At 61.7% G+C, this 26,413-nt stretch carries 24 protein-coding genes; 13 read left to right on the forward strand and 11 right to left on the reverse strand.

Annotated elements, in window-relative coordinates:
• The first annotated feature begins 2 nt into the window (after positions 1–2).
• On the forward strand, positions 3–281 hold the full coding sequence (locus AACU78_RS24765) for a PTS transporter subunit EIIB (RefSeq protein ID WP_106578292.1): 279 nt from the start codon (positions 3–5) through the stop codon (positions 279–281).
• A 138-nt stretch (positions 282–419) separates the two neighbouring features.
• On the opposite strand, the gene mltF is transcribed toward AACU78_RS24765, so the two are convergent.
• Positions 420–1,880 carry a membrane-bound lytic murein transglycosylase MltF gene (mltF, locus tag AACU78_RS24770; RefSeq protein WP_106578293.1) on the reverse strand — a complete coding sequence of 487 codons (1,461 nt, stop codon included), beginning with the start codon at positions 1,878–1,880 and terminating at the stop codon, positions 420–422.
• A 287-nt stretch (positions 1,881–2,167) separates the two neighbouring features.
• Between mltF and purL the strand changes: the two genes are divergently transcribed.
• The 3 genes from purL (at position 2,168) to AACU78_RS24785 (ending at position 7,118) form a co-directional block, all read left to right on the forward strand.
• Positions 2,168–6,064: a phosphoribosylformylglycinamidine synthase gene (purL, locus tag AACU78_RS24775; protein WP_106578294.1), complete on the forward strand. Its 3,897-nt coding sequence runs from the start codon at positions 2,168–2,170 to the stop codon at positions 6,062–6,064.
• Between the two features lie 4 nt (positions 6,065–6,068).
• Positions 6,069–6,380, forward strand: coding sequence for an NGG1p interacting factor NIF3 (locus AACU78_RS24780; protein ID WP_106578295.1), 312 nt, complete (start codon positions 6,069–6,071; stop codon positions 6,378–6,380).
• A gap of 474 nt (positions 6,381–6,854) precedes the next feature.
• Entirely contained in the window at positions 6,855–7,118 is a 264-nt protein-coding gene (locus tag AACU78_RS24785; RefSeq protein WP_106578296.1) for a DUF6124 family protein, read from the forward strand.
• Between the two features lie 117 nt (positions 7,119–7,235).
• On the opposite strand, the gene nagE is transcribed toward AACU78_RS24785, so the two are convergent.
• The 7 genes from nagE to AACU78_RS24820 form a co-directional block, all read right to left on the reverse strand.
• Complete coding sequence (nagE, locus tag AACU78_RS24790) at positions 7,236–8,942, reverse strand: N-acetylglucosamine-specific PTS transporter subunit IIBC (RefSeq protein WP_106578297.1); 1,707 nt, start codon at positions 8,940–8,942, stop codon at positions 7,236–7,238.
• 27 nt (positions 8,943–8,969) lie between these two features.
• Entirely contained in the window at positions 8,970–11,480 is a 2,511-nt protein-coding gene (gene ptsP / locus AACU78_RS24795) for a phosphoenolpyruvate--protein phosphotransferase (protein WP_106578298.1), read from the reverse strand.
• Positions 11,481–11,516: 36 nt separating this feature from the next.
• The gene (locus AACU78_RS24800) at positions 11,517–12,539 is read right to left on the reverse strand and encodes an SIS domain-containing protein (RefSeq protein WP_106578299.1); all 1,023 of its coding nucleotides are present in this window, start codon (positions 12,537–12,539) and stop codon (positions 11,517–11,519) included.
• On the reverse strand, positions 12,520–13,626 hold the full coding sequence (nagA, locus tag AACU78_RS24805; RefSeq protein WP_106578300.1) for an N-acetylglucosamine-6-phosphate deacetylase: 1,107 nt from the start codon (positions 13,624–13,626) through the stop codon (positions 12,520–12,522). The genes AACU78_RS24800 and nagA overlap by 20 nt, the downstream gene beginning before the upstream one ends.
• Positions 13,627–13,636: 10 nt before the next feature.
• Positions 13,637–14,395, reverse strand: a complete 759-nt coding sequence (locus tag AACU78_RS24810; RefSeq protein ID WP_106578301.1) for a GntR family transcriptional regulator — start codon at positions 14,393–14,395, stop codon at positions 13,637–13,639.
• 263 nt (positions 14,396–14,658) lie between these two features.
• Positions 14,659–15,162, reverse strand: a complete 504-nt coding sequence (locus AACU78_RS24815; RefSeq protein ID WP_106578302.1) for a L,D-transpeptidase family protein — start codon at positions 15,160–15,162, stop codon at positions 14,659–14,661.
• A gap of 40 nt (positions 15,163–15,202) precedes the next feature.
• A complete protein-coding gene (locus AACU78_RS24820; RefSeq protein ID WP_106578303.1) occupies positions 15,203–15,751 on the reverse strand; it encodes an NUDIX hydrolase in 549 nt (182 codons plus the stop codon).
• A gap of 146 nt (positions 15,752–15,897) precedes the next feature.
• Between AACU78_RS24820 and AACU78_RS24825 the strand changes: the two genes are divergently transcribed.
• The 5 genes from AACU78_RS24825 to purT all read left to right on the forward strand — a co-directional run bounded on the left by AACU78_RS24825 (position 15,898) and on the right by purT (position 19,141).
• Complete coding sequence (locus tag AACU78_RS24825; RefSeq protein WP_060754282.1) at positions 15,898–16,500, forward strand: CoA pyrophosphatase; 603 nt, start codon at positions 15,898–15,900, stop codon at positions 16,498–16,500.
• Between the two features lie 36 nt (positions 16,501–16,536).
• On the forward strand, positions 16,537–17,061 hold the full coding sequence (locus AACU78_RS24830; protein WP_106578304.1) for a gamma carbonic anhydrase family protein: 525 nt from the start codon (positions 16,537–16,539) through the stop codon (positions 17,059–17,061).
• Positions 17,058–17,273, forward strand: coding sequence for a DUF1289 domain-containing protein (locus tag AACU78_RS24835; RefSeq protein ID WP_106578305.1), 216 nt, complete (start codon positions 17,058–17,060; stop codon positions 17,271–17,273). Before AACU78_RS24830 ends, AACU78_RS24835 begins: the two co-directional genes overlap by 4 nt.
• Before the next feature lie 149 nt (positions 17,274–17,422).
• Entirely contained in the window at positions 17,423–17,890 is a 468-nt protein-coding gene (locus tag AACU78_RS24840; RefSeq protein WP_106578306.1) for a VUT family protein, read from the forward strand.
• A gap of 69 nt (positions 17,891–17,959) precedes the next feature.
• On the forward strand, positions 17,960–19,141 hold the full coding sequence (gene purT, locus AACU78_RS24845) for a formate-dependent phosphoribosylglycinamide formyltransferase (protein WP_094951941.1): 1,182 nt from the start codon (positions 17,960–17,962) through the stop codon (positions 19,139–19,141).
• Positions 19,142–19,255: 114 nt separating this feature from the next.
• On the opposite strand, the gene AACU78_RS24850 is transcribed toward purT, so the two are convergent.
• The 3 genes from AACU78_RS24850 to AACU78_RS24860 form a co-directional block, all read right to left on the reverse strand.
• Positions 19,256–20,566: an MFS transporter gene (locus tag AACU78_RS24850; protein WP_106578307.1), complete on the reverse strand. Its 1,311-nt coding sequence runs from the start codon at positions 20,564–20,566 to the stop codon at positions 19,256–19,258.
• A 367-nt stretch (positions 20,567–20,933) separates the two neighbouring features.
• Positions 20,934–22,172, reverse strand: a complete 1,239-nt coding sequence (locus tag AACU78_RS24855) for a transporter associated domain-containing protein (protein WP_106578309.1) — start codon at positions 22,170–22,172, stop codon at positions 20,934–20,936.
• A 12-nt stretch (positions 22,173–22,184) separates the two neighbouring features.
• Positions 22,185–22,997, reverse strand: coding sequence for a cytochrome C assembly family protein (locus AACU78_RS24860; RefSeq protein ID WP_106578310.1), 813 nt, complete (start codon positions 22,995–22,997; stop codon positions 22,185–22,187).
• Between the two features lie 233 nt (positions 22,998–23,230).
• Here AACU78_RS24860 and ffh point away from each other — a divergent pair, with 233 nt between their 5' ends.
• From ffh to trmD, 4 genes are all read left to right on the forward strand, one after another.
• Positions 23,231–24,607 (forward strand): signal recognition particle protein, encoded by a 1,377-nt coding sequence (gene ffh / locus AACU78_RS24865; protein ID WP_010207982.1) that lies wholly within the window; start codon positions 23,231–23,233, stop codon positions 24,605–24,607.
• Between the two features lie 250 nt (positions 24,608–24,857).
• Positions 24,858–25,109 carry a 30S ribosomal protein S16 gene (gene rpsP, locus AACU78_RS24870; RefSeq protein ID WP_003175899.1) on the forward strand — a complete coding sequence of 84 codons (252 nt, stop codon included), beginning with the start codon at positions 24,858–24,860 and terminating at the stop codon, positions 25,107–25,109.
• Positions 25,110–25,114: 5 nt separating this feature from the next.
• Positions 25,115–25,651 carry a ribosome maturation factor RimM gene (rimM, locus tag AACU78_RS24875; protein ID WP_003175898.1) on the forward strand — a complete coding sequence of 179 codons (537 nt, stop codon included), beginning with the start codon at positions 25,115–25,117 and terminating at the stop codon, positions 25,649–25,651.
• A complete protein-coding gene (gene trmD, locus AACU78_RS24880) occupies positions 25,633–26,406 on the forward strand; it encodes a tRNA (guanosine(37)-N1)-methyltransferase TrmD (protein ID WP_177343966.1) in 774 nt (257 codons plus the stop codon). The genes rimM and trmD overlap by 19 nt, the downstream gene beginning before the upstream one ends.
• The last annotated feature ends 7 nt before the right edge of the window (positions 26,407–26,413 follow it).

Here is a 26,413-nt window from a genome sequence, read left to right on the forward strand (position 1 = left end):
GCATGTTCGAGAAATTGCAGCGGGCGTTCTGGAAAGCCCTGACTCCGGATTTGATTGCCGAGACGGTCGCGGCGCCGACGCCGAGTCTGTTGTCCGCCAGCGTGCTGAGTGCATTGGGTGGCGCGGATAACCTCAAGTCGCAGCAACGCGTGGCGCTGACGCGGGTGCGTGTACAACTGCAGGATGCGGCGCGGTTGGATGAGCCGGCGTTAAAGGCGGCGGGTGTGCCGGGGGTGATGGTGTTGGGCGGCGGCGTCGTGCATTTGCTTATGGGGCTCTGAAGCCAGGCGCAGCTCAAAAATGTGGGAGCGGGCTTGCTCGCGAAGAGGGAGTGCCAGTCACTGAACGTGTCGACTGACACACCGCTGTCGCGAGCAAGCCCGCTCCCCCACGGGTTTTGGGGTGTTTGGGCGAGTGGCTTACAGCTGCGGGTTATCTTCCGGCGGCTTGGTCTTGTCCACGCCCGGCACATGCAAATTGCCGTCGACCACCTGGTTGCCTTCCAGCTGCGGCTGGGTCACCCAGGTGAGGATGTCGTAGTAACGCCGGATGTTCGCCACAAAATGCACCGGCTCACCGCCGCGCGCATAGCCATAGCGGGTTTTGCTGTACCACTGCTTCTGCGCCAGGCGCGGCAGCATCTTCTTCACGTCCAGCCACTTGTTGGGGTTCAGGCCGTCCTTCTTCGCCAATGTGCGCGCGTCTTCGAGATGGCCGGTGCCGACGTTGTAGGCGGCGAGGGCGAACCAGGTGCGATCCGGCTCGGCGATGCTGTCGTCCAGCTCATCCTTGATTTTCGCCAGGTATTTGGCGCCGCCCATGATGCTTTGCTTGGCATCCAGGCGGTTGGACACGCCCATGGCCTGGGCGGTGTTCTGGGTCAGCATCATCAGGCCGCGCACGCCGGTCTTGGAGGTGACGGCCGGTTGCCACAGTGATTCCTGATAGCCGATGGCCGCCAATAGGCGCCAGTCGACTTTCTCTTCCTTGGCGTAAGTTCGAAAGTGCTTCTCGTATTTGGGCAGGCGTTGCTGCAAGTGCTGGGCAAAGGTGTAGGCGCCGACGTAACCGAGAACATCGACGTGCCCGTAATAGCGGTCTTTAAGACGCTGCAGGGTGCCGTTCTTTTCCACCTTGTCCAGGTAGCTGTTGATCTCGTTGAGCAGGCTGTTGTCATCGCCTGCCGCCACGGCCCAGCTTTGGTGGCTGGCATTGCCGAGGTCGAAGGCCACGCGCACGTTGGGGAAGTACACCTGGTTCATCGCGACTTCGTTGGAGTCGACCAGGGTCAGGTCGATTTGCCCCTCGTCGACCATGCGCAGCAGGTCGACGACTTCAACGGCGTCGGACTCTTCGTATTCAATCGCGGGATTTTGCTTTTTCAGCTCGGCCAATTGCTCGGCGTGGGTGCTGCCCTTGAGCACCATGATCTTCTTGCCCACCAGGTCGGCTGCGGTGGTGGGGCGCGACTGGCCGTTGCGGTAGATGATCTGCGGCGTCACTTCCAGGTAAGGGTGCGAGAAGCGCACCTGTTGCTCGCGCTGTTCGCTGCTGACCAGACCGGCGGCGGCCAGAACCGGGCCGTTGGGTTTGCCCAACTGGCCGAACAGGTCATCGAGGTTGTCGGCGGTCTCGATTTCCAGCTTCACGCCCAGGTCGTCGGCAAACCGCTTGACCAGTTCGTATTCGAAACCGGTTTCACCGTTGCGGTCCTGGAAATACGTGGCCGGGCTGTTTCGGGTGATCACCCGCAATACGCCATCCTCCTTGATTCGCTCGAGCGTGCTGGGTTTATCAACACAGGCGCTGAGCATCAGGAAGAGTCCGGTTGCGATCAGCCATTTGGCGCATCGCGGGCGCAAAGCAGTAGGGGAGAACATCTGCGCAGTATACGCAAACGACCCTCAGCGCCATATCTCGACAGCAGCGGACTTGTCTGCTAGCGCCCGCAGAACCAGGCTGCAGCCCGCAGAAACGCGGGTTGGCGAGGGTTTGTGACGGTTAAAATAACTGCGCGCCCAGCCCCGGAAAATGCCCCGATACTGTGCAAACCGTGCCAACTGACGTTCGGCAGCGGCCAGCCGTGCCGTTTCGGGTGCCGTTGGCGATGGTTTACGCTAGAATGCACGGCCTCAAAGCACACCCCCTTCCCGAGGCTGTCCCGAAGATGTTGATCCTGCGCGGCGCTCCTGCCCTTTCTGCCTTTCGCCACAGCAAACTCCTTGAGCAACTGAGCCAGAAGGTTCCAGCGGTTACAGGCTTGTATGCTGAATTTGCTCACTTCGCCGACGTCACCGGCGTGTTGACCGCCGACGAACAGCAAGTGCTGGCGCGCCTTCTGAAGTACGGCCCAAGCGTTCCCGTTCAAGAGCCTGACGGCCGCTTGTTCCTGGTTCTGCCGCGGTTCGGCACCATCTCGCCCTGGTCGAGCAAGGCCAGTGATATCGCCCGCAACTGTGGCCTGGAAAAAATCCAGCGTCTGGAGCGCGGTATCGCTTTCTATGTTGCCGGCCAGTTCAGCGATGCCGAAGCCGAGCTGATCGCCAGCAGCCTGCACGACCGCATGACCCAGATCATCGTCAGCCAGCTGGAACAGGCTGCCGGCCTGTTCAGCCACGCCGAACCCAAGCCGCTGACTGCGATTGACGTGCTCGGCGGTGGCCGCGCCGCCCTCGAGAAGGCCAACACCGAACTGGGCCTGGCCCTGGCCGAAGACGAGATCGACTACCTGGTCAACGCCTTCAACGGCTTGAAGCGCAACCCGCACGACATCGAGCTGATGATGTTTGCGCAGGCCAACTCCGAGCATTGCCGTCACAAGATCTTCAACGCCAGTTGGGACATCGACGGCCAAAGCCAGGAAAAAAGCCTGTTCGGCATGATCAAGAACACCTACGTGATGCACAGCGAAGGCGTTCTGTCGGCTTATAAGGACAACGCCTCGGTGATCGTCGGCTCGGTGGCCGGCCGTTTCTTCCCGGACCCTGAGACCCGCCAGTACGGCGCGGTGCAGGAGCCGGTGCACATCCTGATGAAGGTTGAGACCCACAACCACCCGACCGCAATTGCCCCGTTCCCGGGCGCAGCTACGGGTTCGGGCGGCGAAATCCGCGACGAAGGCGCCACCGGCCGTGGCGCCAAGCCAAAGGCGGGCCTGACCGGTTTCACCGTGTCCAACCTGCAGATCCCAGGTTTCGAACAGCCGTGGGAAGTGCCGTACGGCAAGCCTGAGCGCATCGTGACCGCGCTGGACATCATGATCGAAGGCCCGCTGGGCGGCGCCGCGTTCAACAACGAATTCGGGCGTCCGGCCCTGACCGGTTACTTCCGTACCTTTGAACAGTCCATCACCACCCCGCGTGGCGATGAAGTGCGCGGCTACCACAAGCCAATCATGTTGGCCGGCGGCATGGGCAACATCCGTGAAGAACACGTCAAGAAAGGCGAGATTCTGGTCGGCTCCAAGCTGATCGTACTCGGCGGCCCGGCCATGTTGATCGGCCTGGGCGGCGGCGCTGCTTCCTCCATGGCCACCGGCACCAGCTCGGCCGACCTGGATTTTGCTTCCGTACAGCGCGAAAACCCAGAGATGGAACGCCGCTGCCAGGAAGTCATCGACCGTTGCTGGCAGCTGGGTGACAAGAACCCGATCAGCTTCATCCACGACGTCGGCGCCGGCGGTTTGTCCAACGCCTTCCCGGAACTGGTCAACGATGGCGAGCGTGGCGGTCGGTTCGAACTGCGCAACATTCCAAACGACGAGCCGGGCATGGCCCCGCACGAAATCTGGAGTAACGAATCCCAGGAACGCTACGTACTGGCCGTCGGCCCTGAAGACTTCGCGCGCTTCCAGGCCATCTGCGAACGTGAGCGTTGCCCGTTTGCCGTGGTCGGCGAAGCCACTGCCGAGCCGCAACTGACGGTCACCGACAGCCACTTCGGCAACAGCCCGGTCGACATGCCGCTGGAAGTGCTGCTGGGCAAAGCCCCGCGCATGCACCGTTCGGCGGTGCGTGAAGCCGAGCTGGGCGACGACTTCGACCCAAGCACTCTCGAACTGGCCGACAGCATCGAACGCGTGCTGCACCACCCGGCCGTGGCGAGCAAAAGCTTCCTGATCACCATCGGCGACCGCACCATCACCGGCCTCGTGGCCCGTGACCAAATGGTTGGCCCATGGCAAGTGCCGGTGGCCGACGTTGCCGTCACCGCCACCAGCTTCGACGTCTACACCGGTGAAGCCATGGCCATGGGCGAGCGCACGCCGTTGGCCCTGCTGGACGGCCCGGCGTCGGGCCGCATGGCCATTGGTGAAACCCTCACCAACATCGCCGCCTCCCGCATCGGCAAGCTGTCCGACATCAAACTGTCGGCCAACTGGATGTCCGCTGCCGGTCACCCAGGTGAAGACGCGCGCCTGTACGACACCGTCAAGGCTGTCGGCATGGAGCTGTGCCCTGAGCTGGGCATCACCATTCCGGTGGGCAAGGACTCGATGTCCATGGCCACCCGTTGGAACGAAGACGGCACCGACAAGAGCGTGACCTCGCCGCTGTCGTTGATCGTTACCGGTTTTGCACCGGTGACCGACATCCGCCAGACCCTGACCCCGCAACTGCGCATGGACAAGGGCACCACCGATCTGATCCTGATCGACCTGGGCCGTGGCCAGAACCGCATGGGCGCCTCGATCCTCGCGCAAACCCACGGCAAGCTCGGCAAGCACGCGCCGGACGTGGATGACGCCGAAGACCTGAAAGCCTTCTTCGCCGTGATCCAGGGCTTGAACGCCGACGGCCACCTGCTGGCTTACCACGACCGTTCCGACGGCGGCTTGCTGACCAGCGTTGTAGAAATGGCGTTTGCCGGTCACTGCGGCCTGAACATCGTGCTCGACAGCGTTGCCGAGGATGCGTCCGAAATCAACGGCATCCTGTTCAACGAAGAGTTGGGCGCCGTGATCCAGGTTCGCCAGGACGCCACGCCAGACGTGCTTGCACAATTCAGCGCCGCCGGCCTGGACGACTGCGTGGCAGTGATCGGTCAGCCGATCAACAACGGTGAGGTCAACATCTCCTTCAATGGCGACACTGTGTTTGCCGGCCAGCGCCGTCTGCTGCAACGCCAGTGGGCCGAGACCAGCTACCAGATCCAACGCCTGCGTGACAACGCCGACTGCGCCGAGCAGGAATTCGACGTGATCCTGGAAGAAGACAACCCGGGCCTGAGCACCAAGCTCAGCTTCGACGTCAACCAGGACATCGCCGCGCCTTACATCAAAAAAGGCATTCGCCCACAAGTTGCGGTACTGCGTGAGCAGGGCGTCAACGGCCAGGTGGAAATGGCGGCTGCGTTCGACCGCGCCGGCTTCAATGCGATCGACGTGCACATGAGCGACATCCTCGCCGGTCGCGTTGACCTCAACGCGTTCAAAGGCCTCGTCGCCTGTGGCGGTTTCTCCTACGGCGACGTGCTGGGTGCCGGTGAAGGCTGGGCCAAGTCGGCCCTGTTCAACAGCCGTGCGCGTGATGCGTTCCAAGGCTTCTTCGAGCGTAACGACAGCTTCACCCTGGGTGTGTGCAACGGTTGCCAGATGATGTCCAACCTCAGCGAACTGATCCCGGGCAGCGAGTTCTGGCCGCACTTTGTGCGTAACCGTTCCGAGCAGTTCGAAGCCCGTGTGGCCATGGTGCAGGTGCAGGAATCCAACTCGATCTTCCTGCAAGGCATGGCCGGTTCGCGCATGCCAATCGCCATCGCCCACGGCGAAGGCCATGCCGAGTTCGAAAGCGAAGAAGCGTTGCTCGAAGCCGACCTGTCCGGCTGCGTGGCGATGCGGTTTGTCGACAACCACGGCAAGGTCACCGAAAGCTACCCGGCCAACCCGAACGGCTCGCCGCGCGGGATCACCGGCCTGACCAGCCGCGACGGTCGCGTGACCATCATGATGCCGCACCCGGAGCGTGTATTCCGCGCCGTGCAGAACTCGTGGCGCCCGGAAGAGTGGAACGAGGACGGCGCCTGGATGCGCATGTTCCGCAACGCCCGCGTGTGGGTGAACTAAGGCGGTGTACAAGCTCGCTTTCTTTGTGCCCGCAAGCCATGTGGAAACGGTGAAAACCGCCGTCTTCGCTGCTGGCGGCGGGCGCATCGGCAACTACGACAGCTGCGCCTGGCAAGTGCTGGGCCAGGGCCAATTCCGCGCATTGGACGGCAGTCAGCCGTTTATCGGGCAAGTGGGCCAGGTTGAAGTGGTTGAAGAATGGAAGGTTGAGCTGGTGGTGGCGGATGAATTGATTGTGGCTGTAGTGGCTGCGCTCAAACTGAGTCACCCGTATGAGACACCGGCGTATGAGGTGTGGCAGTTGGCGGATTTTTGATGCGCTGGCTGTGAAAACAAGAAACCCGCTGGGCCAGTTTGGTCAGCGGGTTTTTTGTTGGCTGTGATGGCCTCTTCGCGAGCAAGCCCGCTCCCACATTTGACCGCATTGCCACGTCGGGCACCGATCAAACTGTGGGAGCGGGCTTGCTCGCGAAGGCGTCGGGACAGGCACCTCAGACCTTTCCCACATGCCTTTCAGGTTGTCCCTCGGAACTGGCCTCACTAATCTTCTCGGGTCGCTGCCAATGTGGCGACCGGGACTGCAAGCCCGCCGAAACCTCACCAGTTACTCATAAGCGCCTTTATAATTGCGGCGTTTTTTCATGGTCGTCATTTATGGCGGCTGTGTGCGGGAGACCTTCGGGTCTACCGAGGTGCTGGTGGGACTCGGTCTTGCAGGCCCGCGCACAGCTGCCACCCATCAACTGCAAGTGATGTTGGTAGTTCCTAAACTCTCACTAGGAAATACACCATGATCAAAGACAGTCCAAATCCTCCATCTGATTCTCAGCCCACCGATCAAATCTTCACCGTACTCCCCAACCTGAACAGCGAAACCCTCCTGGCCAATGCCTCCCAAGACCTGGCATCCGTGCAAGCACTGGCGGGCAATCTGGCGTTTGACATCGACGGCCCGCAGCGTGATGCGGTGCTGGGAATTCATCGGATGCTGGAGGGTATCCAGTTGATGGTGGATCGGGTGTTGGATTTAGCTGAGGTGCCTGAACCGAAGTAATCGGGCGCTTGTCGGGCTCAATCGCGGGCAAGCCCGCTCCCACATTTTGAGCTGTGAATACAGTCAAATGTGGGAGCCGGGCTTGCCCGCGATGAGGCCAGAACAGCTGCTACAGCGCTAAACCCTGGCGCCGACCTCACGGCCACTGACCAACCGCTCCAGCGCCTCACTCAACCCTGAGGCCTTGTCACCAATCAACAAGTGCCAAACACCGCTATCCAACTGGCTCACGCCCTGGCAACCGAGCGCCGTCAGATCAGTCTCGGACAACACCGAATCATCCCCCAATTCCACCCGCAACCGGGTCATCGCCACGGCGTCCAGCTGGCGTACATTTTCGCGGCCACCCAAGGCCTTCAGCCATTTCTCGGCCTCCTGCACATTCACCGCAACCGGCTTATCCACAGGTGCAGCCGCCACGGGCGCATTGGCAACAAACGATGGCATGGCCAAGCGAATCTCGTCAGCGATGCTGTCGGCCATCGGCCCGACCACCACCTGCAAGCTCCCGCCATTGCCTGGGCGAACCACGGCCATGGCGCCAAGTGCTTTCAAATCGGCGTCCACTGCTTTGTTGCGATCCACCATGTCCAACCGCAGGCGGGTGGTGCAGGCGCCGACACTCAGCAAATTCGCTGCACCGCCCAGCGCACGGATGTAGGCGCCGGCCCGTTGGTTATCACTCATCGCTTCGGCCTGCACCACCTGGATATCTTCACGTCCCGGCGTCTTCAGGTTGAAGCGGCGAATGCAGTAGTTGAACACGCTGTAGTAGATCACCGCGTACGCCAGGCCGACCGGGAACACCAGCCAGCCGTTGGTGGACTTGCCCCAGCCCAGCACCATGTCGATAAACCCACCGGAGAAGGTAAAGCCGAGGTGGATATTCAGCATGTTGGTCACGGCCATCGACAGGCCGGTGAGTACCGCGTGAATCAGGTACAAAAACGGCGCGAGGAACATGAACGCGAACTCAATCGGCTCCGTCACGCCGGTCAAGAACGAGGTCAGCGCCATCGACAGGAAAATCCCGCCCATCACCTTGCGGCGTTCCGGCAGGGCGTTGCGGTACATCGCCAGGCACGCGGCGGGCAGGCCGAACAGCATCACCGGGAACATGCCGGTCATGAACTGGCCACCTTTGGGGTCGCCGGCAAAGTAGCGGGTCAGGTCGCCCGTGACGACGGCGCCGGTGGTCGGGTCGGTAAAGGTGCCGAACACGAACCACGCCATGTTGTTGAGGATATGGTGCAGGCCGGTGACGATCAGCAGGCGGTTGAACACGCCGAACACGAAGGCGCCAAAGCTGCCGCTTTCCATCAGGAGTACGCCGAAACTGTTGATGCCGTGCTGGATCGGTGGCCAGATCAGGCCAAAGATCACGCCCAGGGCCACTGCCGAAAAGCCGGTGACAATCGGCACAAAACGTCGCCCGCCAAAGAAGGCCAGGTATTCGGGCAACTTGATGTCCTTGAAGCGGTTGTACAGCCCGCCCGCCATCAAGCCGCTGGCGATACCGGCGAGCATGCCCATGTTGATGGTGGTGTCCATCACCTTGAGCGTGGAAACCATCACCAGGTAACCAATCGCACCGGCCAGGCCCGCCGTGCCGTTATTGTCGCGGGCAAACCCCACAGCGATTCCGATGGCGAAGATCAGTGCGAGGTTGGCGAAGATCGCCTGCCCGGCGTCGTGCATCACGGCGATGTTGAGCAGGTCGGTGTCGCCCAGGCGCAGCAAGAGGCCGGCGATCGGCAGGATCGCGATCGGCAGCATCAGCGCGCGGCCCAGGCGTTGTAAGCCTTCGATAAAATGTTGGTACATGGCGTGTCTCCCTTTTTCTTGTTGTTGTCAGCTCAGCGGCCAGTGGTGTTGGCAGGCTTGGCGAACCGCCTTGGCGCTGCTCAGGTCGAGCAGGCCAAGGCTCAGTTGCCGGCAGTGAGCCGCGTCCAGGTGACGGACGCGGTCCTTGATTTCTCCGATCTGTGGCGGGCTCACCGACAGCTCGCTGACGCCCAGGCCGACCAGCACTGGCGTGGCCAGCGGATCGGACGCGAGGGCACCGCAAACGCCGACCCAACGCCCATGCTTGGCGGCGCCCGCGCAGGTTTGCGCGATCAGGCGCAGCAGCGCCGGGTGCAAGGCATCGACCCGCGCGGCAAGGCCGGCGTGGTCGCGGTCCATGGCCAGGGTGTACTGGGACAGGTCATTGGTGCCGATGGAGAGGAAGTCGGCGTGCTGGGCCAACTGCTCGGCCATCAACGCGGCGGCGGGTACTTCGATCATCACGCCCAGCTCCGGGCGCTGAGTCAGCCCCAACTCGGCACACAACTCGTCCAGGCGCTGGCGGATCTGCAGCAGTTCATCCACTTCGCTGACCATCGGCAGCAGAATGCGGCACCGTGCCAAGGGGCTGACTTGCAGCAGCGCGCGCAGTTGCTGGTCGAGCAGTTCGGGCCGCACCTGGGCCATGCGGATACCGCGCAGGCCCAACACCGGGTTGGCCTCCACGGGCAGCGGCAGGTAGTCGAGCTGCTTGTCGCCGCCCACGTCGATGGTGCGGATGATCACCGACTTGTCGCCCATGGCATCCAGCACGGCTTGGTAGGCTTGGCGCTGCTCTTGTTCATCCGGCGCGGTGCGGCGATCGACGAAGAGGAATTCGGTGCGCAGCAGGCCGACGCCATCGGCGCCGTTTTCAAACGCCACTTGGGCCTCGGCGCTGGAGGCGACGTTGGCGGCCACTTCAATACACACGCCATCGCGGGTGTGCGCCGGTTCTTGTGCTTGTGTCTGTTGCTGCTGGCGGCGCAGTTTTTGCGCGTCGCGAATCTGGTGCACTTCAGCGTGACGCGCCTCGCTGGGCGTCAGTTCCAGGCGCCCATTGACCGCGTCGAGTACCACGCGTTGGCCTTGGGGCACATCAAGCACTGCTGCGCCCAGCGCCACCACGCAGGGCAAGCCTTTGCCGCGAGCCAAAATGGCCACGTGGGACGTAGCACCGCCTTCGGCCATGCAGATGCCGGCCGCGTGTTGCGCACTCAGTTGCAGCAGGTCGGACGGCGTCAGCTCGTGGGCGCTGACAATCGCCCCGGCAGGCAATTCGAAATGCCAGGTTTCGCCCAGTAGTGAACGCAGCACGCGTTGCTGCAAGTCGCGCAGGTCGTTGGCGCGCTCGGCGAACAGCGGTTTGCCCAACGCCAGCAACACCGCGCATTGCGCCTGGATTGCATCGCGCCAGGCGTGGGTGGCGGCGCTGCCCTGTTCGATGGCCGCGGTGGCCGCGTCCAGCAGGGCCGGGTCTTCCAGCAGGGCGAGGTGGGCGGCGAAGATCTCTTCTTCTTCGACGTTTTTGCGTTGGCGGGCGTGGTCCAGGGTCGTGCGGATCTCGCCACGCACTTGCTCAAGGGCCGTGTCCAAACGTTGCAGTTGTTCATCGGCCGAGTGATTGCCGGTGTCGGCCGGCAGTTCTATACCGGTGAGACGCAACAGCGGCCCGCAGACCAGGCCGGGTGCCGCGCACACGCCTTGCAGCACACCGGCTTCGGTGTTCGCCTTGCGTGGGGCGACCGCCACGGGCGCGTGGTGTTCTTCGCTGACCGCCACCGACAGCGCCGCCACCAACGCCTGCAACGCCGCCTCGCAATCCTTGCCGCGGCAAGTGACGCGCACTTCGTCGCCTTCACCGATCCCCAGCCCCATCAAGCCAATCAGGCTGTCGCACGGCGCTGACTTGCCCGCGAAGTGCAAGTGCGCGTGGCTGCTGAAACCCTGTGCGGTTTTGCGGATCAATGCGGCAGGGCGCGCATGCAAACCGCCCCGGTGTGTAATGCGCACGCAGGCGCGGACTTCGGTGACCGAGTTATCCACAACCGCCTGCTGGGTGGTCGCTGAGCGCGTGACGATGTGTAGCAACGGCTCACCGACCTGGGTGATTTTTCCTGCCACCGGCCGCAGCTCAAAACGCTCGCCATTGGTCAGGATAATCAGGCTGACCAGGCTTTTGCACTGGCGCGCAATGCGGTCCAGATCAAACTGCACCAGCGCCTGGCCCTTGTTCACCCGTGCGCCTTCCTTGACCAGCAGCGCAAACCCTTCGCCATTGAGTTCCACCGTGTCGATGCCCACGTGCATCAGCACCTCGGCGCCGTTTTCGGCACGAATCGTCAGGGCATGCCCGGTGCGCGCGACATGGATGATCACCCCGTCACAGGGTGCGTGCAGGCAATCGTTCAGCGGGTCGATGGCGATACCGTCACCCATGGCACCACTGGCGAACACTTCGTCGGGCACCTCGCCCAGGGCGAGCACCGGGCCACTGAGTGGGGCGCTGAGGGTCAATTCATTATTGTTGTTGGACATGGGCACGGTACTCATCAGGAAAACACGACAATCGACTCAGTGAGTGCGGGTAACTTTGCTCAGGTGACGCGGCTGGTCGGGGTCCATGCCCCGGGCTTGCGCCAGGCCGGCGGCCATTACGTAGAAGCTTTGAATCGCCAGGATCGGGTCCAGGCTTGGGTGTTCGGCGCGGCTCAGGGTCAGGTCGCGCTCGGCGATATCGTCTGGCGCAGCCAGCAGCACGCGCGCGCCGCGCTGACGCATGTCGGCGGCCAGGCTCAGCAGCCCGGCTTGCTCGGCGCCACGTGGGGCGAATACCAGCAGTGGGTAGTTTTCGTCGATCAAGGCCATCGGCCCGTGGCGGACTTCGGCGCTGCTGAAGGCTTCGGCCTGGATCGCCGAGGTTTCCTTGAGCTTGAGCGCGGCTTCCTGGGCGATGGCAAAACCGGCGCCACGGCCGATCACCATCAATTGCTGGCAGCCACGCAGGGCCTCGATGGCGCTGCTCCAATCCTGTTTGGCCGCTGCACGCAGTTCATCGGGCAGCGCGCGGCAGGCTTGCAGCAAGGCGGCTTCCTGGTTCCAGTGGCCAATCAACTGTGCGCTGGCGCTGAGGGTGGCGATGAAGCTTTTGGTCGCGGCCACGCTGTGTTCCGGCCCGGCGCACAGCGGCAGGTGGAATTCGCAGGCGGCTTCCAGTGGCGATTCTTCAGCGTTGACCAGCGAAATGCTCAGGGCACCGCGTTTGCGCAGCAGGCGCAGGCTGTTGACCAGGTCCGGGCTTTGCCCCGACTGCGAGAAACCGAATGCCACCTGACCGCTGACTTTCAATGGCGCCTGCAACAGGGTCACCACTGACATCGGCAGCGACGCCACCGGAATGCCCACATGCTGCATGGCCAGGTAGGCGAAGTAGCTCGCGGCGTGGTCCGAGCTGCCACGGGCAATGGTCATCGCCACTTGCGGCGGCTGGCGGCGCAGGCGACCGGCGATTTCCTCCAGCAGCGGGTCCAGGCGTTGCAGTTGCGCGGCCACGGCATCACAGGAGGCCAGGGCCTCTTCAAGCATTTTTGAAGTCAATGGTTTCTCCTTCGACCATTACGTCGGTGAGGTGCAGGGAGCGGTCCAGGCGTACGCAGTCGGCGAAGCTGCCGGGTTGCAGGCGGCCGCGTTCTTCCAGGCCCAGGTAATCCGCAGGAAATTGCGACAGGCGTTGTGAGGCTTCGCTGATGGGCAGGCCGATTTTCACCAGGTTGCGCAGCGCCTGGTCCATGGTCAGCGTGCTGCCGGCCAGGGTGCCGTCGGCCAGGCGCACGCCGCCCAGGCATTTGGTCACGGTGTGGCTGCCCAGCTTGTATTCGCCGTCGGGCATGCCGGCGGCGGCGGTGGAATCGGTGACGCAGTACAGGCACGGGATCGAGCGCAGGGCCACGCGCATGGCGCCGGGGTGTACGTGCAGCAGGTCGGGGATCAACTCGGCGTACTTGGCGTGGGCCAGGGCGGCGCCGACGATGCCCGGCTCGCGGTGGTGCAGCGGGCTCATGGCGTTGTACAAATGCGTGAAGCTGGTAGCGCCGGCGGCGAGGGCGGCGACGCCTTCTTCATAACTGCCCAATGTGTGGCCGATCTGCATGCGCACGCCGCGTTGGCTGAGGGCGCGGATCAGGCCGTCATGCCCGGCGATTTCCGGGGCGATGGTGATCACCCTGATCGGCGCCAGGCGCAGGTAGGCTTCCACTTCGGCCATCAGCGCGGTGTGGGCGAAGTTGGGTTGCGCGCCGAGTTTGCCCGGATTGATATAGGGGCCTTCCAGGTGCACCCCGAGTACGCGGGCGCTGCCGGTCGGGCGCTGCTCGCAGAAGCTGCCAAGCTCGCCGAGCACGCGGGAGATCTCGTTCACCGGCGCCGTCATGGTGGTGGCCAGCAGCGACGTCGTGCCAAAACGCACGTGGGTGCGGGTGATGGTCGCGAAGGCGTCTGCGCCTTCCATGATGTCTTTGCCGCCACCGCCGTGCACATGCAGGTCGATGAAACCCGGCAGCAAGTAGGGCAGGTCGTTGTCAGCCGGGTCGCACGGGGTGCCTTGGACGGCGACCACTTTGCCGTGTTCGTGCACCAGGCGGCCGCGAATCCAGCCGCTGGGCGTGAGGATGTTGTCTTCGGACATGGGCAGTTCTCTAAATGCGCAGTTCAGCGGAATAGTCATGGCGGCGCAGCTCTGCGACGAAGTCGTAGTAGTCGTTGCGGCAGTAGGTGTCGGTGATTTCAATCGGCGTGTTGTCGGCGGTGTAGCCGACCCGCGTCATCAGCAGCATGGCGGTGCCGGGGGCAATGCCCACCAGCTTGGCGAACTCATCCGAGGCGTTGATCGCCTGGATATGCTGCAAGGCGCGCACGATGGGCTTGCCGATGCTTTCCAGGTACTCGTACAGCGAATTGCCGATGGCCTGCGGATGCGGCAGCACCGAGGCGGGCATGGCGGTCATTTCAATTGCCATCACCGTGTCGTCGGCCTTACGCAGGCGTTTGAGGCGCGCGACTTTGTCGGTCGGCGACAGGCCCAGGCGGATCAGTTCTTCGTGGGTCGGCGGGGTGATGTCGCGTTCCAGCCACTGCGAAGTGGGTACAAAACCTTTCAGGCGCAGCATTTCGCTGAAGCCCGACAGGCGTGACAGCGGTTGTTCCAGACGCGGCGTGATAAAGGTGCCGGAGCCCTGGCTGCGACGGATCAGGCCTTGGGCAAACAACACTTCCAAGGCCTTGCGCGCGGTCACCCGCGAGATGCTCAGTTGCTCGCTGAGGGCGCGTTCCGACGGCAAGGCCTGCTCGGATTTCCACTGGCCGGCATGGATCGCCGCTTCAAGGTTACGGGCCAGTTGCAGGTACAGCGGCGTGGATTGTTTCTCGTCGGGGCGCAGCGTCTGGATGGGATTCATCTGTGAAGTTTCCGATGCGGTTATTGGAGTGTTGTCGCCCGGTAATGGCCGGAAATTAATACCACTTAAATACCATGTCAATGCAGTCAAAACGGTGCAGAACCCGGTTTCAGGGCGCTTTAAGGGTGCGTGGTATCAAGTGGTATTAGAGAGGTCTTTATCGCGCGCAGAACTGTGCAGCCCGGCGCGGTGAACTGGTATTCACCGGCAGGCGCTGCCAGGGGCAGGAATTATTTTCAGATTATTTTACGAACGGTACGAAATTACGGCCGAATCTCGATCATGGTGCCGTCTTTGACCAGGTTCCAGACTTCGCGCATGTCGACATTGCGCATGCCGATACAGCCATCGGTCCAGTCGAGGGTGTGGAACCATTGCTCCGGGTATTCTTCGGTGTCGGGCGTGCCGTGGATCATGATCATGCTGCCCGGTCTCACGCCTTCGCGGCGCGCGCGGGCAGAGTCGCTGATGTTCGGGTAGGAGATGTGCAGGGCCAGGTTGTAGCGGTCGCTGGTCTTGCGCCAGTCGATCCAGTAAAAACCTTCCGGCGTGCGGCGGTCACCCTCGAACTGCTTGGTGCCCTTGGGGTTTTTGCCCAGCGAGATACGGTAGGTTTTGAGTGGTTTGCCGTCGTTGATCAGTTGCAACTGGTGCGCGGACTTGAGCACCAGGATTTTCTCGACAGGCTTGCCGCCGAGGATTTCCACCGTGGAGGCCGAGGACAGGGTAGCGAACGACAGGCAGATGAAAGCGAGCAACCAACGCATTGAAACGGTTTCCCTTGTTAGACGGTGCTGCCTGAAGGTGTTATTTGGCCGGCCGCGTCATCGGCGGCACCGACTCGCTGCGTACCGGGAACCGTTGTTGCCGGCGGTCAGCGAAGAAGCATTCTAAGGTACGCCCGACCGTGCGGAAAGCCAGCTCTGACCAAGGGATATCGGCTTCATCGAACAGTTTCACCTCAAGGCTTTCGGGGCCTGCGGCAAAGTCCAGGTCGACCAGTTCGGCGCGATAGAAAATATGCACCTGGCTGATGTGCGGCACGTCGATCAGGGTGTAGATGCTCATGTTGCGCACGCGGGCGCAGGCTTCTTCCAGGGTTTCGCGCATGGCGGCCTGTTCCACGGTCTCGCCGTTTTCCATAAAGCCTGCGGGCAAGGTCCAGTAACCCAGGCGCGGCTCGATGGCGCGGCGGCACAGCAGCACTTGATCGCCCCACACTGGCACGGTGCCGGCGACGATATTGGGGTTCTGGTAGTGAATGGTCGAGCAGTGATCACACACATAGCGCAGGCGTGTGTCGCCTTCGGGAATGCGCTGGGTAACCGGTTTACCGCACTGGCTGCAGAAGTTCATGCTGGGGTTCCTGGAGAGTGGGCCTATCTTGGCTTGGCGGGCAGGGCCCTGCAAGTTGTCGTTTCGCGACATGTGCCGGGTTTTGGGGTTGGGCACCCGCCCGCTTTGGTGCATGATGCAAGGTAGCCAACAGACCGAGATGACTCATGCTGGACGAGCTACTTCGCCGGGTAAGCAATCACACCCCTCACACACTGGAAACTGACGGGCGTTTCCCCGAGGCTGCCGTGTTGGTGCCGATTACCCGCAGTGACGAACCTGAGCTGATCCTGACCCTGCGCGCCAGCGGCCTGTCGACCCACGGCGGCGAAGTGGCGTTTCCGGGCGGGCGGCGTGACCCCGAAGACCCGGACCTGATCTTTACCGCGCTGCGCGAAGCCGAAGAAGAAATCGGCCTGCCGCCCGGCCTGGTGGAAGTCATCGGCCCGTTGAGCCCACTGATTTCCCTGCACGGTATCCGCGTAACGCCGTATGTCGGGGTTATCCCCGATTACGTTGAATACCTGGCCAATGATGCCGAGATCGCCGCCGTATTCAGCGTGCCTCTGGAGTTCTTCCGCCAGGACCCGCGCGAACATACCCACCGTATCGATTACCAGGGCCGCAGTTGGTATGTGCCCAGCTATCGGTTTGGCGAATACAAAATCTGGGGGCTGACGGCAATCATGATTGTCGAGCTGATCAACCTGCTCTATGACGACGCGCAGATCAGCCTGCACCAGCCACCCAAGAGTTTCATCAATACCTGAGCCATCGCTTGAATGGCACCGCCGTGAGGACACACCATGAAATACCGCCTGGGCGACGCCCGCGTCGAGACTCATCCGCAAAGCTGGGTGGCGCCCAATGCCACGCTGGTCGGCAAGGTCAAGCTGGAGGAGGGCGCCAATGTGTGGTTCAACGCGGTGTTGCGTGGCGACAACGAACTGATCCTGATCGGCAAGAACAGCAACGTGCAGGACGGCAGCGTGATGCACACCGACATGGGCTACCCGCTGACCCTGGGCACCGGCGTGACCATCGGCCATAACGCCATGCTGCATGGCTGCACCGTCGGCGATTACAGCCTGATTGGCATCAACGCGGTGATCCTCAACGGCGCCAAAATCGGCAAGCACTGCATCATTGGCGCCAATTCGCTGATCGGCGAAGGCAAGGAAATTCCCGATGGCTCGCTGGTAATGGGCTCGCCGGGCAAAGTGGTGCGCGAGTTGACAGAAGCGCAGAAGCGCATGCTCGAAGCCAGCGCCGCGCACTATGTGCATAACGCGCAGCGCTATGCGCGGGACTTGGTTGAGCAGGAAGAATGAGCCCGATTGAACGCCCTGTTGCCTCACCCTGCGTGAGCATTTGCGCGCTGGATGACGATGATATTTGCACAGGCTGCCAGCGCAACGTGGATGAGATTACGCGCTGGAGCCGCATGGACAATGCCGAACGCCGGGTGGTGTTGGGGTTGTGCCACGAGCGGGCGAAGGCGAGTGGGTTGGTGTGGATGATGCCGGGGAAATCCGGCGCCTGAGCCATCGCTATCGCAGGCAAGCCAGCTCCCACAATTACTATGTGAATACTTTCAAAAATGTGGGAGCTGGCTTGCCTGCGATGAGGCCCTGCCAGACGACATCCCTGTAATTGTGTACCCTGTGCGGCATTACCCACATGTCCCTCTCCATGCTCTTCCTGATCGCCTACATCAGCAGCGTCGTGCTGATCAACTTCGCCTTTTCCACCGCTCCGCACCTGGACGTCATCTGGTCCGCCTGGGGTGGCCTGGTGTTTATCCTGCGTGACATGGTGCAAACCCGCTTCGGCCATGGCGCGATACTCGCCATGCTGGCGGCGCTGGTGCTGTCGTATATCACTTCCGACCCGTCCATCGCCCTGGCCAGCGCCACGGCATTTGCGGTGTCCGAATGCATTGACTGGCTGGTGTTCAGCATCACCAAGCGTCCACTGCACGATCGCCTGTGGATAAGTTCGGCGCTGAGTATTCCCCTCGATACCTTTATCTTCTTCGGCCTGATCGGCGCGCTGACGCCAGCGGTGGCGGGCACGGCGTTGGTGTCGAAATTCGCCGGGGTCACGGTGGTGTGGCTGATCATGGCCTGGCGCCTGCGCAAACGCGCCGTCGCCAACTGAGGCCAATTCTTGCAGTTCATGTAAAATGCCGGCCTTTCTCCCCATGATCCGCTCCCCTGAGGACCTGAGATGACCCGAATCGGAACTCCATTGTCGCCAACCGCGACCCGCGTTTTGCTGTGTGGCTGCGGTGAGCTGGGCAAGGAAGTGGTAATCGAACTGCAACGCCTGGGCGTTGAAGTGATTGCCGTGGATCGTTACGCCAACGCGCCTGCCATGCAGGTTGCGCACCGTAGCCACGTGATCAACATGCTCGACGGCGCCGCCCTGCGTGCCGTGATCGAAGCCGAGAAGCCGCACTTTATCGTGCCGGAAATCGAAGCCATCGCCACCGCCACGCTGGTAGAGCTTGAAGCCGAAGGCTTCACCGTGATTCCGACCGCGCGTGCCACCTCGCTGACCATGAACCGCGAAGGCATCCGTCGCCTGGCCGCCGAAGAGCTGGACCTGCCGACGTCGCCGTACCACTTTGCCGACACGTTCGAGGACTACAGCAAGGCCGTCCAGGACCTGGGCTTCCCGTGTGTGGTCAAGCCGGTGATGAGTTCTTCGGGCAAGGGCCAGAGCCTGCTGCGCAGCGCCGATGACGTGCGCAAAGCCTGGGATTACGCTCAGGAAGGCGGGCGTGCCGGTAAAGGCCGCGTGATCATCGAAGGCTTTATCGACTTCGATTACGAAATCACCCTGCTGACTGTGCGCCACATTGGCGGCACCACCTTCTGCGCGCCGGTCGGCCACCGTCAGGAGAAAGGCGACTACCAGGAATCCTGGCAGCCGCAAGCGATGAGCCCGATTGCCCTGGCAGAATCCGAGCGCGTCGCCAAAGCCGTGACCGAGGCGCTGGGTGGCCGTGGTCTGTTTGGCGTGGAATTGTTCATCAAGGGCGATCAAGTGTGGTTCAGCGAAGTGTCGCCGCGCCCGCATGACACCGGCTTGGTGACCTTGATTTCTCAGGACCTGTCGCAGTTCGCGCTGCACGCGCGCGCGATCCTGGGCCTGCCGATTCCGTTGATCCGCCAGTTCGGGCCTTCGGCCTCGGCGGTGATTCTGGTGGAAGGGCAGTCGACCCAGACCGCGTTCGCCAACCTCGGCGCGGCCTTGAGCGAGCCGGACACGGCGTTGCGTCTGTTTGGCAAGCCAGAAGTCAATGGTCAGCGCCGGATGGGTGTGGCGTTGGCGCGGGATGAGTCGATTGAGGCGGCGCGGGCCAAGGCGACTCGTGCTTCGAAGGCTGTTGTAGTAGAGCTGTAAAACCGCGTCGCGCCCATCGCAGGCAAGCCAGCGCCCACATTTGATTGGGTTCACATATTTTGAATTGTGAATGCCTTCAAATGTGGGAGCGGGCTTGCTCGCGAAAGCGGTCTATCAGACGACCTTGTTCAAATCATTATCCCGCGTCTCTTTCAGGCACAGCACAGCAATCAAGCTGAGCAACGCCGCCGCTGACACATACCCGCCGACATAACTCAGCCCGCCCATCGCCACCAGCTTGGTCGCGAAAAATGGTGCGGCCGACGCCCCGACAATCCCGCCCAGGTTATACGCCGCCGACGCGCCGGTGTAACGCACGCGGGTCGGGAACAGTTCCGGCAGCATCGCGCCCATTGGGGCGAAGGTCACGCCCATCAGAAACAATTCCAGTGCCAGGAACAGAGCGACGGCCCAAGTCGAGCCGTGTGTGAGCAGCGGCTCCATGGTGAAACCCGACAGAATCGCAAGAATGGCGCCGACGATCAGCACCGGCTTGCGCCCGTAACGGTCGCTGGCCAAGGCCGCCAGCGGCGTAGCCAGGCCCATGAACAACACCGCAAAGCACAGCAGGCCCAGGAACGTCTCGCGGCTGTAGCCCAGTGTTGAAACGCCGTAACTCAGCGAGAACGCGGTGGTGATGTAGAACAACGCATAGCACACCACCATCGATGCCGCGCCCAGCAGGACCGGCAGCCAATGCTGGCTGAACAACTCCACCAACGGCACTTTCACCGGCGCTTCTTTGGCGACGGCGTTGGCGAACACCGGGGTTTCATGCAGTTTGAGGCGTGCATACAGGCCAACCATCACCAGCGCTGCGCTGAGAATGAACGGGATGCGCCAGCCCCAACTGCGGAACTGCTCGTCGTTCAGGCTCATGGCCAGGATCAGGAACAAACCGTTGGCCGCCAGAAAGCCAATCGAAGGGCCCAATTGCGGGAACATGCCAAACCAGGCGCGCTTGCCCTTGGGGGCGTTCTCGGTGGCCAGCAATGCTGCGCCGCCCCATTCGCCGCCAAGCCCCAGGCCCTGGCCGAAACGCAGCACACACAACAGGATCGGGGCCCACGCGCCAATGCTGTCGTAACCCGGCAGCAAACCGATCAGCGTGGTGCACACGCCCATCAGCAGCAACGAGGCGACTAAGGTTGATTTGCGCCCGATACGGTCACCGAAGTGGCCGAACAGCGCCGAACCCAGCGGGCGAGCGATGAAGGCGATGCCAAAGGTCAGGAACGACGCCAGCATCTGCGCGGTGCCGGAGGTCTGTGGGAAGAACACCGGGCCGATCACCAGCGCAGCGGCCGTGGCGTAGATGTAGAAATCGTAGAACTCGATGGCGGTGCCGACGATGCTCGCGGTGGCGACCCGTGCGGTCGAGTTGAGCGGGGCGGCGGTTGCAGCCTCGTTATAGGTGGTGCTCATTGAGGTATCCCTGACGGTCATTGCGCGTTTGGACGCGGATTATTATTGGTCAAACACCCATGGATCAGGGGTGTAAGCGGGGCGGCTCGGGATGGGAGCAAACACCGGTCAGACACGGTAACGCAGTGCCTGGACGCGCTGAGTGCGGGTAGCACGCGGTCGGGCGGGGCTCTGGTAAGCCGCACCGATTATAGGAAGGGGTTTGCGGATCCAACAAGAGGCTCAGTCACGATCTATCAAACGCTGCAAATCAACTGTGGGAGCGGGCTTGCTCGCGAAAGCGGTGGGTCAGTTAAAGATGGGCTGACTGATCCACCGCTTTCGCGAGCAAGCCCGCTCCCACATTGGGGTGCGCAGTGCCGAAAAGCTAGGCGGCGACAGGCACGCGGCTGGTGTGCCAGATCAGTACCTTGCTGACGCGGTTGTCCTCGGTCTCGAGGATTTCCAGGCGATAGCGGCCGATCTTCAGGCACACCGCGCAATCCGGAATGGTCTCCAGCGCTTCGGTCACAAGGCCGTTTAGGGTCTTGGGGCCGTCGCTGGGCAGGTGCCAGCCCAGGCTTTTATTCAGCTCGCGGATCGAAGCGGCGCCGTCGATGATGTAGCGGCCATCGGGCTGCGCTTCGATATGCGGGTTGTCCGTTGCCTGATCACTTTCGAATTCGCCGACGATTTCTTCGAGGATATCTTCCAGGGTGACGATGCCCAGCACTTCGCCGTATTCGTCCACCACCATGCCGAGGCGCCGCTGCTGCTTGTGGAAGTTCAACAGTTGCAGTTGCAGGGGCGTGCTTTCGGGGACGAAATAGGGCTCGTGGCAGGCGGCGAGCAAGGCTTCTTTGGTCAGGCTGGCGTCGGGCAGCAGGTGTTGGATCTGCCGGGTATTGAGCACCGCTTCGACCTGGTTGATGTCACTGTGGAACACCGGCAAACGGGTGCGCTGCGAGGTGCGCAGTTGCTCGATGATTTCCTCGATCGAGTCATCCAGGTTGATACCGTCCACTTCGCTGCGCGGCACCAGGATGTCGTTGACCGTGATGTTGTCCAACGCGTGAATGCCGGGCATGCCGGGCGTACGATTGTCGTCGGCCTCGGGCTCGGGTTCATCGTCGTGATCGGGCAATGGTTCGTCGCTCTTTTTCACCACGCCGGATTTGCGAGCGAACGGGCGCAGCAATAACAGGCTGATGCCATTGAGCAGCCAGGCCAGGGGGTAGAGGATTTTCAGCGGCACACCCAGCAGCGTATTGCCAAAGCCCAGTACGGCTTGCGGGTGGCGAACCGCCAGGGCGCGCGGCAGGTAGTCGGCGAGCACCAGCAGGATCGCGCAAGAGATCAGCCAGCCGAGCCACGGGCCGTTCTGCGCCCAGGCGTAGATTGCCAGAAGCGTGCAGAGAATCACCACGGCCGCACGACACAGGCTGTTGCACAGAATCAGGCTGTTACGCGGGAAATTCAGGCGGGCGGCAGCCTTGTCACCCTGGCGTGTACCGGGGCGCAGCGCCAGCACGTGTTGTTGTGCGGCTTCGATGGCGGTAAACAGCGCCGCCCATAACACCAGCAAGGCGATTACCGCGAGCATCGGCCCAAGGGGCAAGTTGTCCATGATCGCTGCCCGTCAGATATGCAGGATGTATTCGCGAACCAGCTTGCTGCCGAAATAGGCCAGCATCAGCAGGCAGAAACCGGCCAGGGTCCAGCGGATCGCCTTGTGCCCACGCCAGCCGAGGCGGTTACGCCCCCACAGCAGCACGCTGAACACCACCCAGGCCAGGCACGCCAGCAGGGTTTTGTGCACCAGGTGTTGGGCGAACAGGTTTTCGACGAACAGCCAGCCGGAAATCAGCGACAGCGACAACAGCGTCCAGCCGGCCCACAGGAAGCCGAACAGCAGGCTTTCCATGGTCTGCAGCGGCGGGAAGTTCTTGATCAGCCCGGACGGGTGCTTGTTTTTAAGCTGGTGGTCCTGCAGCAGCAGGAGCAACGCCTGGAACACCGCAATCGTGAACATGCCGTAAGCCAGGATCGACAGCAGGATGTGGGCGAGAATGCCCGGCTCCTCGTCGATCACTTGCACGGTGCCGGTCGGGGTGAATTGCGCCAGCAGCACCGTCAGCATTCCCAGCGGGAATAGCAGCACCAGCAGGTTTTCCACAGGGATGCGGTAACAGGCCAGCAGCGTCAGGGCGATGACGGCAGCGGCGATCAGACTGGCGGCACTGAAAAAGTCCAGGCCCAGGCCGACCGGCGTCATCAAGTGAGTGAACAGGCTCGCGGCGTGGGCGAGCAGGGCGACGACGCCCAGGCCTACCAGCAGACGTTTATCCGCTTTTGTGCCTTGGGCCAGACGAGTGCCCTGATAGAGAGTCGCAGCGGCGTACAAAATGGCGGCGGCGAGGCTGGGTAGCAAACTGGGTGACAAGGGGACCATAAATCCTGATAGACAAGCCCGAAAGGCGCTGAGTTTGGCACACACCAACGCTGCACGAAAGACTCCTGGGCCAGACAGCGGGTGTGCACAGGCGCAGTCTTCGCTATAATCCGCGACCTGCCCACGCCGCAGGCTCGCCGAGCGCTGTTTTTAACAGCGATTTACCACAGCCTGGGCCGCCATTACCTCGGTCTACAAAGCATTTCGATGAATAGGGCCTGAAAGGATCGCGCATGTTTGAAAACTTGACTGACCGTCTCTCGCAGACGCTGCGCCACGTAACCGGCAAGGCCAAGCTGACCGAGGACAATATTAAAGACACCCTGCGTGAAGTACGCATGGCGTTGCTGGAAGCCGACGTGGCCTTGCCGGTGGTGAAGGACTTCGTCAACTCGGTCAAGGAGCGCGCGGTCGGCACCGAAGTGTCCCGCAGCCTGACCCCGGGCCAGGCCTTTGTGAAGATCGTGCAGGCCGAACTCGAAAGCCTGATGGGCGCGGCCAACGAAGACTTGAACCTCAGCGCCGTGCCACCGGCCGTCGTGCTGATGGCCGGTCTGCAAGGTGCTGGTAAGACCACCACCGCCGGCAAGCTGGCGCGCTTCCTTAAAGAGCGCAAGAAGAAGTCGGTAATGGTGGTGTCGGCCGACGTGTACCGTCCGGCGGCCATCAAGCAGCTGGAAATGCTCGCAGGCGAAGTGGGCGTGACCTTCTTCCCGTCCGACCTGAGCCAGAAGCCGGTCGACATTGCCAACGCGGCTATTAAAGAAGCCAAGCTCAAATTCATCGACGTGGTCATCGTCGATACCGCCGGTCGCCTGCACATCGATGAAGAGATGATGGGCGAGATCAAGGCGCTGCATGCCGCGATCAATCCGGTCGAGACGCTGTTCGTGGTCGACGCCATGACCGGCCAGGATGCGGCCAACACCGCCAAGGCCTTTGGTGATGCGCTGCCGTTGACCGGCGTGATCCTGACCAAGGTCGACGGTGATGCCCGTGGCGGTGCTGCGCTGTCGGTACGTGCAATCACCGGCAAGCCGATCAAGTTCATCGGTATGGGCGAGAAGAGCGACGCGCTCGAGCCGTTCCACCCTGAGCGTATCGCTTCGCGTATCCTCGGCATGGGCGACGTGCTCAGCCTGATCGAGCAGGCCGAAGCCACGCTCGACAAGGACAAGGCCGATAAGCTGGCCAAGAAGCTGAAGAAGGGCAAGGGCTTCGACCTCGAAGACTTCCGTGACCAGCTGCAACAAATGAAGAACATGGGCGGCCTCGGCGGCCTGATGGACAAACTGCCGAACATCGGCGGTGTGAACCTGGCGCAAATGGGCAATGCCCAGGGCGCGGCAGAGAAGCAGTTCAAGCAGATGGAAGCCATCATCAACTCCATGACCCCGGCCGAGCGCCGCGACCCTGAGCTGATCAGCGGTTCGCGCAAGCGTCGGATCGCCATGGGCTCCGGCACCCAGGTGCAGGACATCGGTCGCTTGATCAAGCAGCACAAGCAGATGCAGAAGATGATGAAGAAGTTCTCCGCAAAAGGCGGAATGGCCAAGATGATGCGCGGCATGGGCGGTATGTTGCCCGGCGGCGGCATGCCAAAAATGTAAAGAATTCGAGCGGAAGTTCACTTCTGCTCCGACCCACAGGGATGTGGGATCTCCAGCAAACCCGCGGTTAGCGGGAGCTGACTCGCCGTTTTAACCGACGGCTCTATAGCAGATCTGAGTGGCACGCTGATAGGCGCCAGAAAAAGACATTTGCAAAAGTCCGGATATTCCTTAGAATATGCGGCCTTTCGGGCACCTATGCCCGCTGTGCATTTAGATTTGCAGCACCGACTACAGGAACGATGTTCACATGCTAACAATCCGTCTTGCCCTTGGCGGCTCCAAAAAGCGCCCGTTTTACCACTTGACCGTAACCGACAGCCGCAACCCGCGCGACGGTTCGCACAAGGAACAGGTTGGTTTCTTCAACCCTGTTGCTCGTGGTCAAGAAGTTCGTCTGTCCGTGAACCAAGAGCGCGTAGCCTACTGGCTGAGCGTGGGTGCACAGCCATCCGAGCGCGTTGCAAAACTGTTGAAGGACTCGGCTAAGGCCGCAGCCTGAGCAATATGAACGCGACGCCAGCTGTTGCTGATGATTTGATCGTTATCGGCAAGATTTACTCTGTTCATGGCGTTCGCGGCGAAGTGAAGGTGTATTCCTTTACGGATCCGACTGAAAACCTGTTGCAGTACAAAACCTGGACGCTCAAGCGCGAAGGTAGTGTGAAACAGGTCGAGCTGGTCAGTGGACGCGGGAGCGATAAGTTCCTGGTCGCAAAGCTCAAGGGTCTTGATGATCGTGAAGAAGCTCGTCTTCTGGCCGGTTATGAGATCTGCGTGCCGCGCAACCTGTTCCCTGAATTGACCGACGGCGAGTACTACTGGTACCAGCTGGAAGGTCTGAAGGTTATTGATCAACTCGGGCAATTGCTCGGGAAAATCGACCATCTTCTGGAAACCGGCGCCAATGATGTAATGGTGGTCAAGCCTTGCGCTGGCAGCCTGGATGATCGCGAACGCCTGTTGCCGTATACCGAGCAATGCGTGTTGGCCGTCGACCTGGCAGCGGGCGAGATGAAGGTGGAATGGGACGCGGACTTCTAAGCGTGGCTAATTTGCGCATTGAAGTGATCAGTTTGTTTCCCGAGATGTTCTCCGCCATCAGCGAGTACGGCATCACCAGTCGGGCGGTGAAACAGGGGCTGTTGCAGCTTACCTGTTGGAACCCGCGAGACTACACGACAGATCGACATCACACTGTGGATGATCGCCCATTTGGCGGTGGTCCGGGCATGGTGATGAAGATCAAGCCCCTGGAAGACGCGTTGGTTGAGGCCAAGGCAGCTGCCGGGGAGAAGGCGAAGGTAATTTACCTGTCCCCTCAAGGCCGTCAGCTGAAACAGGCTGCGGTACGCGAACTGGCGAATGAGGAAGCATTGATTCTGATTGCCGGTCGCTATGAAGGCATTGACGAGCGGTTTATTGAAGCTCATGTCGATGAAGAGTGGTCGATTGGGGACTATGTCCTGTCTGGCGGCGAGCTGCCGGCGATGGTCCTGATAGATGCGGTTACACGACTGCTGCCTGGAGCTTTAGGGCATGCGGACTCCGCGGAGGAAGATTCCTTCACGGATGGTTTGCTGGATTGCCCGCACTACACCCGACCGGAGGTGTATGCGGATCAGCGTGTTCCCGACGTATTGCTAAGTGGCAATCACGCACACATCCGGCGTTGGCGTTTACAGCAGTCCCTTGGTCGGACCTATGAACGACGCGCCGATCTTCTGGAAAGCCGCTCGCTTTCTGGAGAAGAGAAGAAGCTGCTCGAGGAATACATCCTCGCGCGGGACGATAGTTAACAACGTA

Origin of the sequence: Pseudomonas sp. R9.37, assembly GCF_963878885.1 — a bacterium.
Lineage (GTDB): Bacteria > Pseudomonadota > Gammaproteobacteria > Pseudomonadales > Pseudomonadaceae > Aquipseudomonas.

What these genes read in the sequence shown, in the direction of transcription:
- AACU78_RS24765 (WP_106578292.1), top strand. Translation starts at nt 3, where the DNA reads ATGTTCGAGAAATTGCAGCGGGCGTTCTGGAAAGCCCTGACTCCGGAT.
- mltF (WP_106578293.1), bottom strand. Translation starts at nt 1,880, where the DNA reads ATGTTCTCCCCTACTGCTTTGCGCCCGCGATGCGCCAAATGGCTGATC.
- purL (WP_106578294.1), top strand. Translation starts at nt 2,168, where the DNA reads ATGTTGATCCTGCGCGGCGCTCCTGCCCTTTCTGCCTTTCGCCACAGC.
- AACU78_RS24785 (WP_106578296.1), top strand. Translation starts at nt 6,855, where the DNA reads ATGATCAAAGACAGTCCAAATCCTCCATCTGATTCTCAGCCCACCGAT.
- nagE (WP_106578297.1), bottom strand. Translation starts at nt 8,942, where the DNA reads ATGTACCAACATTTTATCGAAGGCTTACAACGCCTGGGCCGCGCGCTG.
- ptsP (WP_106578298.1), bottom strand. Translation starts at nt 11,480, where the DNA reads ATGTCCAACAACAATAATGAATTGACCCTCAGCGCCCCACTCAGTGGC.
- nagA (WP_106578300.1), bottom strand. Translation starts at nt 13,626, where the DNA reads ATGTCCGAAGACAACATCCTCACGCCCAGCGGCTGGATTCGCGGCCGC.
- AACU78_RS24810 (WP_106578301.1), bottom strand. Translation starts at nt 14,395, where the DNA reads ATGAATCCCATCCAGACGCTGCGCCCCGACGAGAAACAATCCACGCCG.
- AACU78_RS24815 (WP_106578302.1), bottom strand. Translation starts at nt 15,162, where the DNA reads ATGCGTTGGTTGCTCGCTTTCATCTGCCTGTCGTTCGCTACCCTGTCC.
- AACU78_RS24820 (WP_106578303.1), bottom strand. Translation starts at nt 15,751, where the DNA reads ATGAACTTCTGCAGCCAGTGCGGTAAACCGGTTACCCAGCGCATTCCC.
- AACU78_RS24825 (WP_060754282.1), top strand. Translation starts at nt 15,898, where the DNA reads ATGCTGGACGAGCTACTTCGCCGGGTAAGCAATCACACCCCTCACACA.
- AACU78_RS24830 (WP_106578304.1), top strand. Translation starts at nt 16,537, where the DNA reads ATGAAATACCGCCTGGGCGACGCCCGCGTCGAGACTCATCCGCAAAGC.
- AACU78_RS24835 (WP_106578305.1), top strand. Translation starts at nt 17,058, where the DNA reads ATGAGCCCGATTGAACGCCCTGTTGCCTCACCCTGCGTGAGCATTTGC.
- AACU78_RS24840 (WP_106578306.1), top strand. Translation starts at nt 17,423, where the DNA reads ATGCTCTTCCTGATCGCCTACATCAGCAGCGTCGTGCTGATCAACTTC.
- purT (WP_094951941.1), top strand. Translation starts at nt 17,960, where the DNA reads ATGACCCGAATCGGAACTCCATTGTCGCCAACCGCGACCCGCGTTTTG.
- AACU78_RS24850 (WP_106578307.1), bottom strand. Translation starts at nt 20,566, where the DNA reads ATGAGCACCACCTATAACGAGGCTGCAACCGCCGCCCCGCTCAACTCG.
- AACU78_RS24855 (WP_106578309.1), bottom strand. Translation starts at nt 22,172, where the DNA reads ATGGACAACTTGCCCCTTGGGCCGATGCTCGCGGTAATCGCCTTGCTG.
- AACU78_RS24860 (WP_106578310.1), bottom strand. Translation starts at nt 22,997, where the DNA reads ATGGTCCCCTTGTCACCCAGTTTGCTACCCAGCCTCGCCGCCGCCATT.
- ffh (WP_010207982.1), top strand. Translation starts at nt 23,231, where the DNA reads ATGTTTGAAAACTTGACTGACCGTCTCTCGCAGACGCTGCGCCACGTA.
- rpsP (WP_003175899.1), top strand. Translation starts at nt 24,858, where the DNA reads ATGCTAACAATCCGTCTTGCCCTTGGCGGCTCCAAAAAGCGCCCGTTT.
- rimM (WP_003175898.1), top strand. Translation starts at nt 25,115, where the DNA reads ATGAACGCGACGCCAGCTGTTGCTGATGATTTGATCGTTATCGGCAAG.
- trmD (WP_177343966.1), top strand. Translation starts at nt 25,633, where the DNA reads ATGGGACGCGGACTTCTAAGCGTGGCTAATTTGCGCATTGAAGTGATC.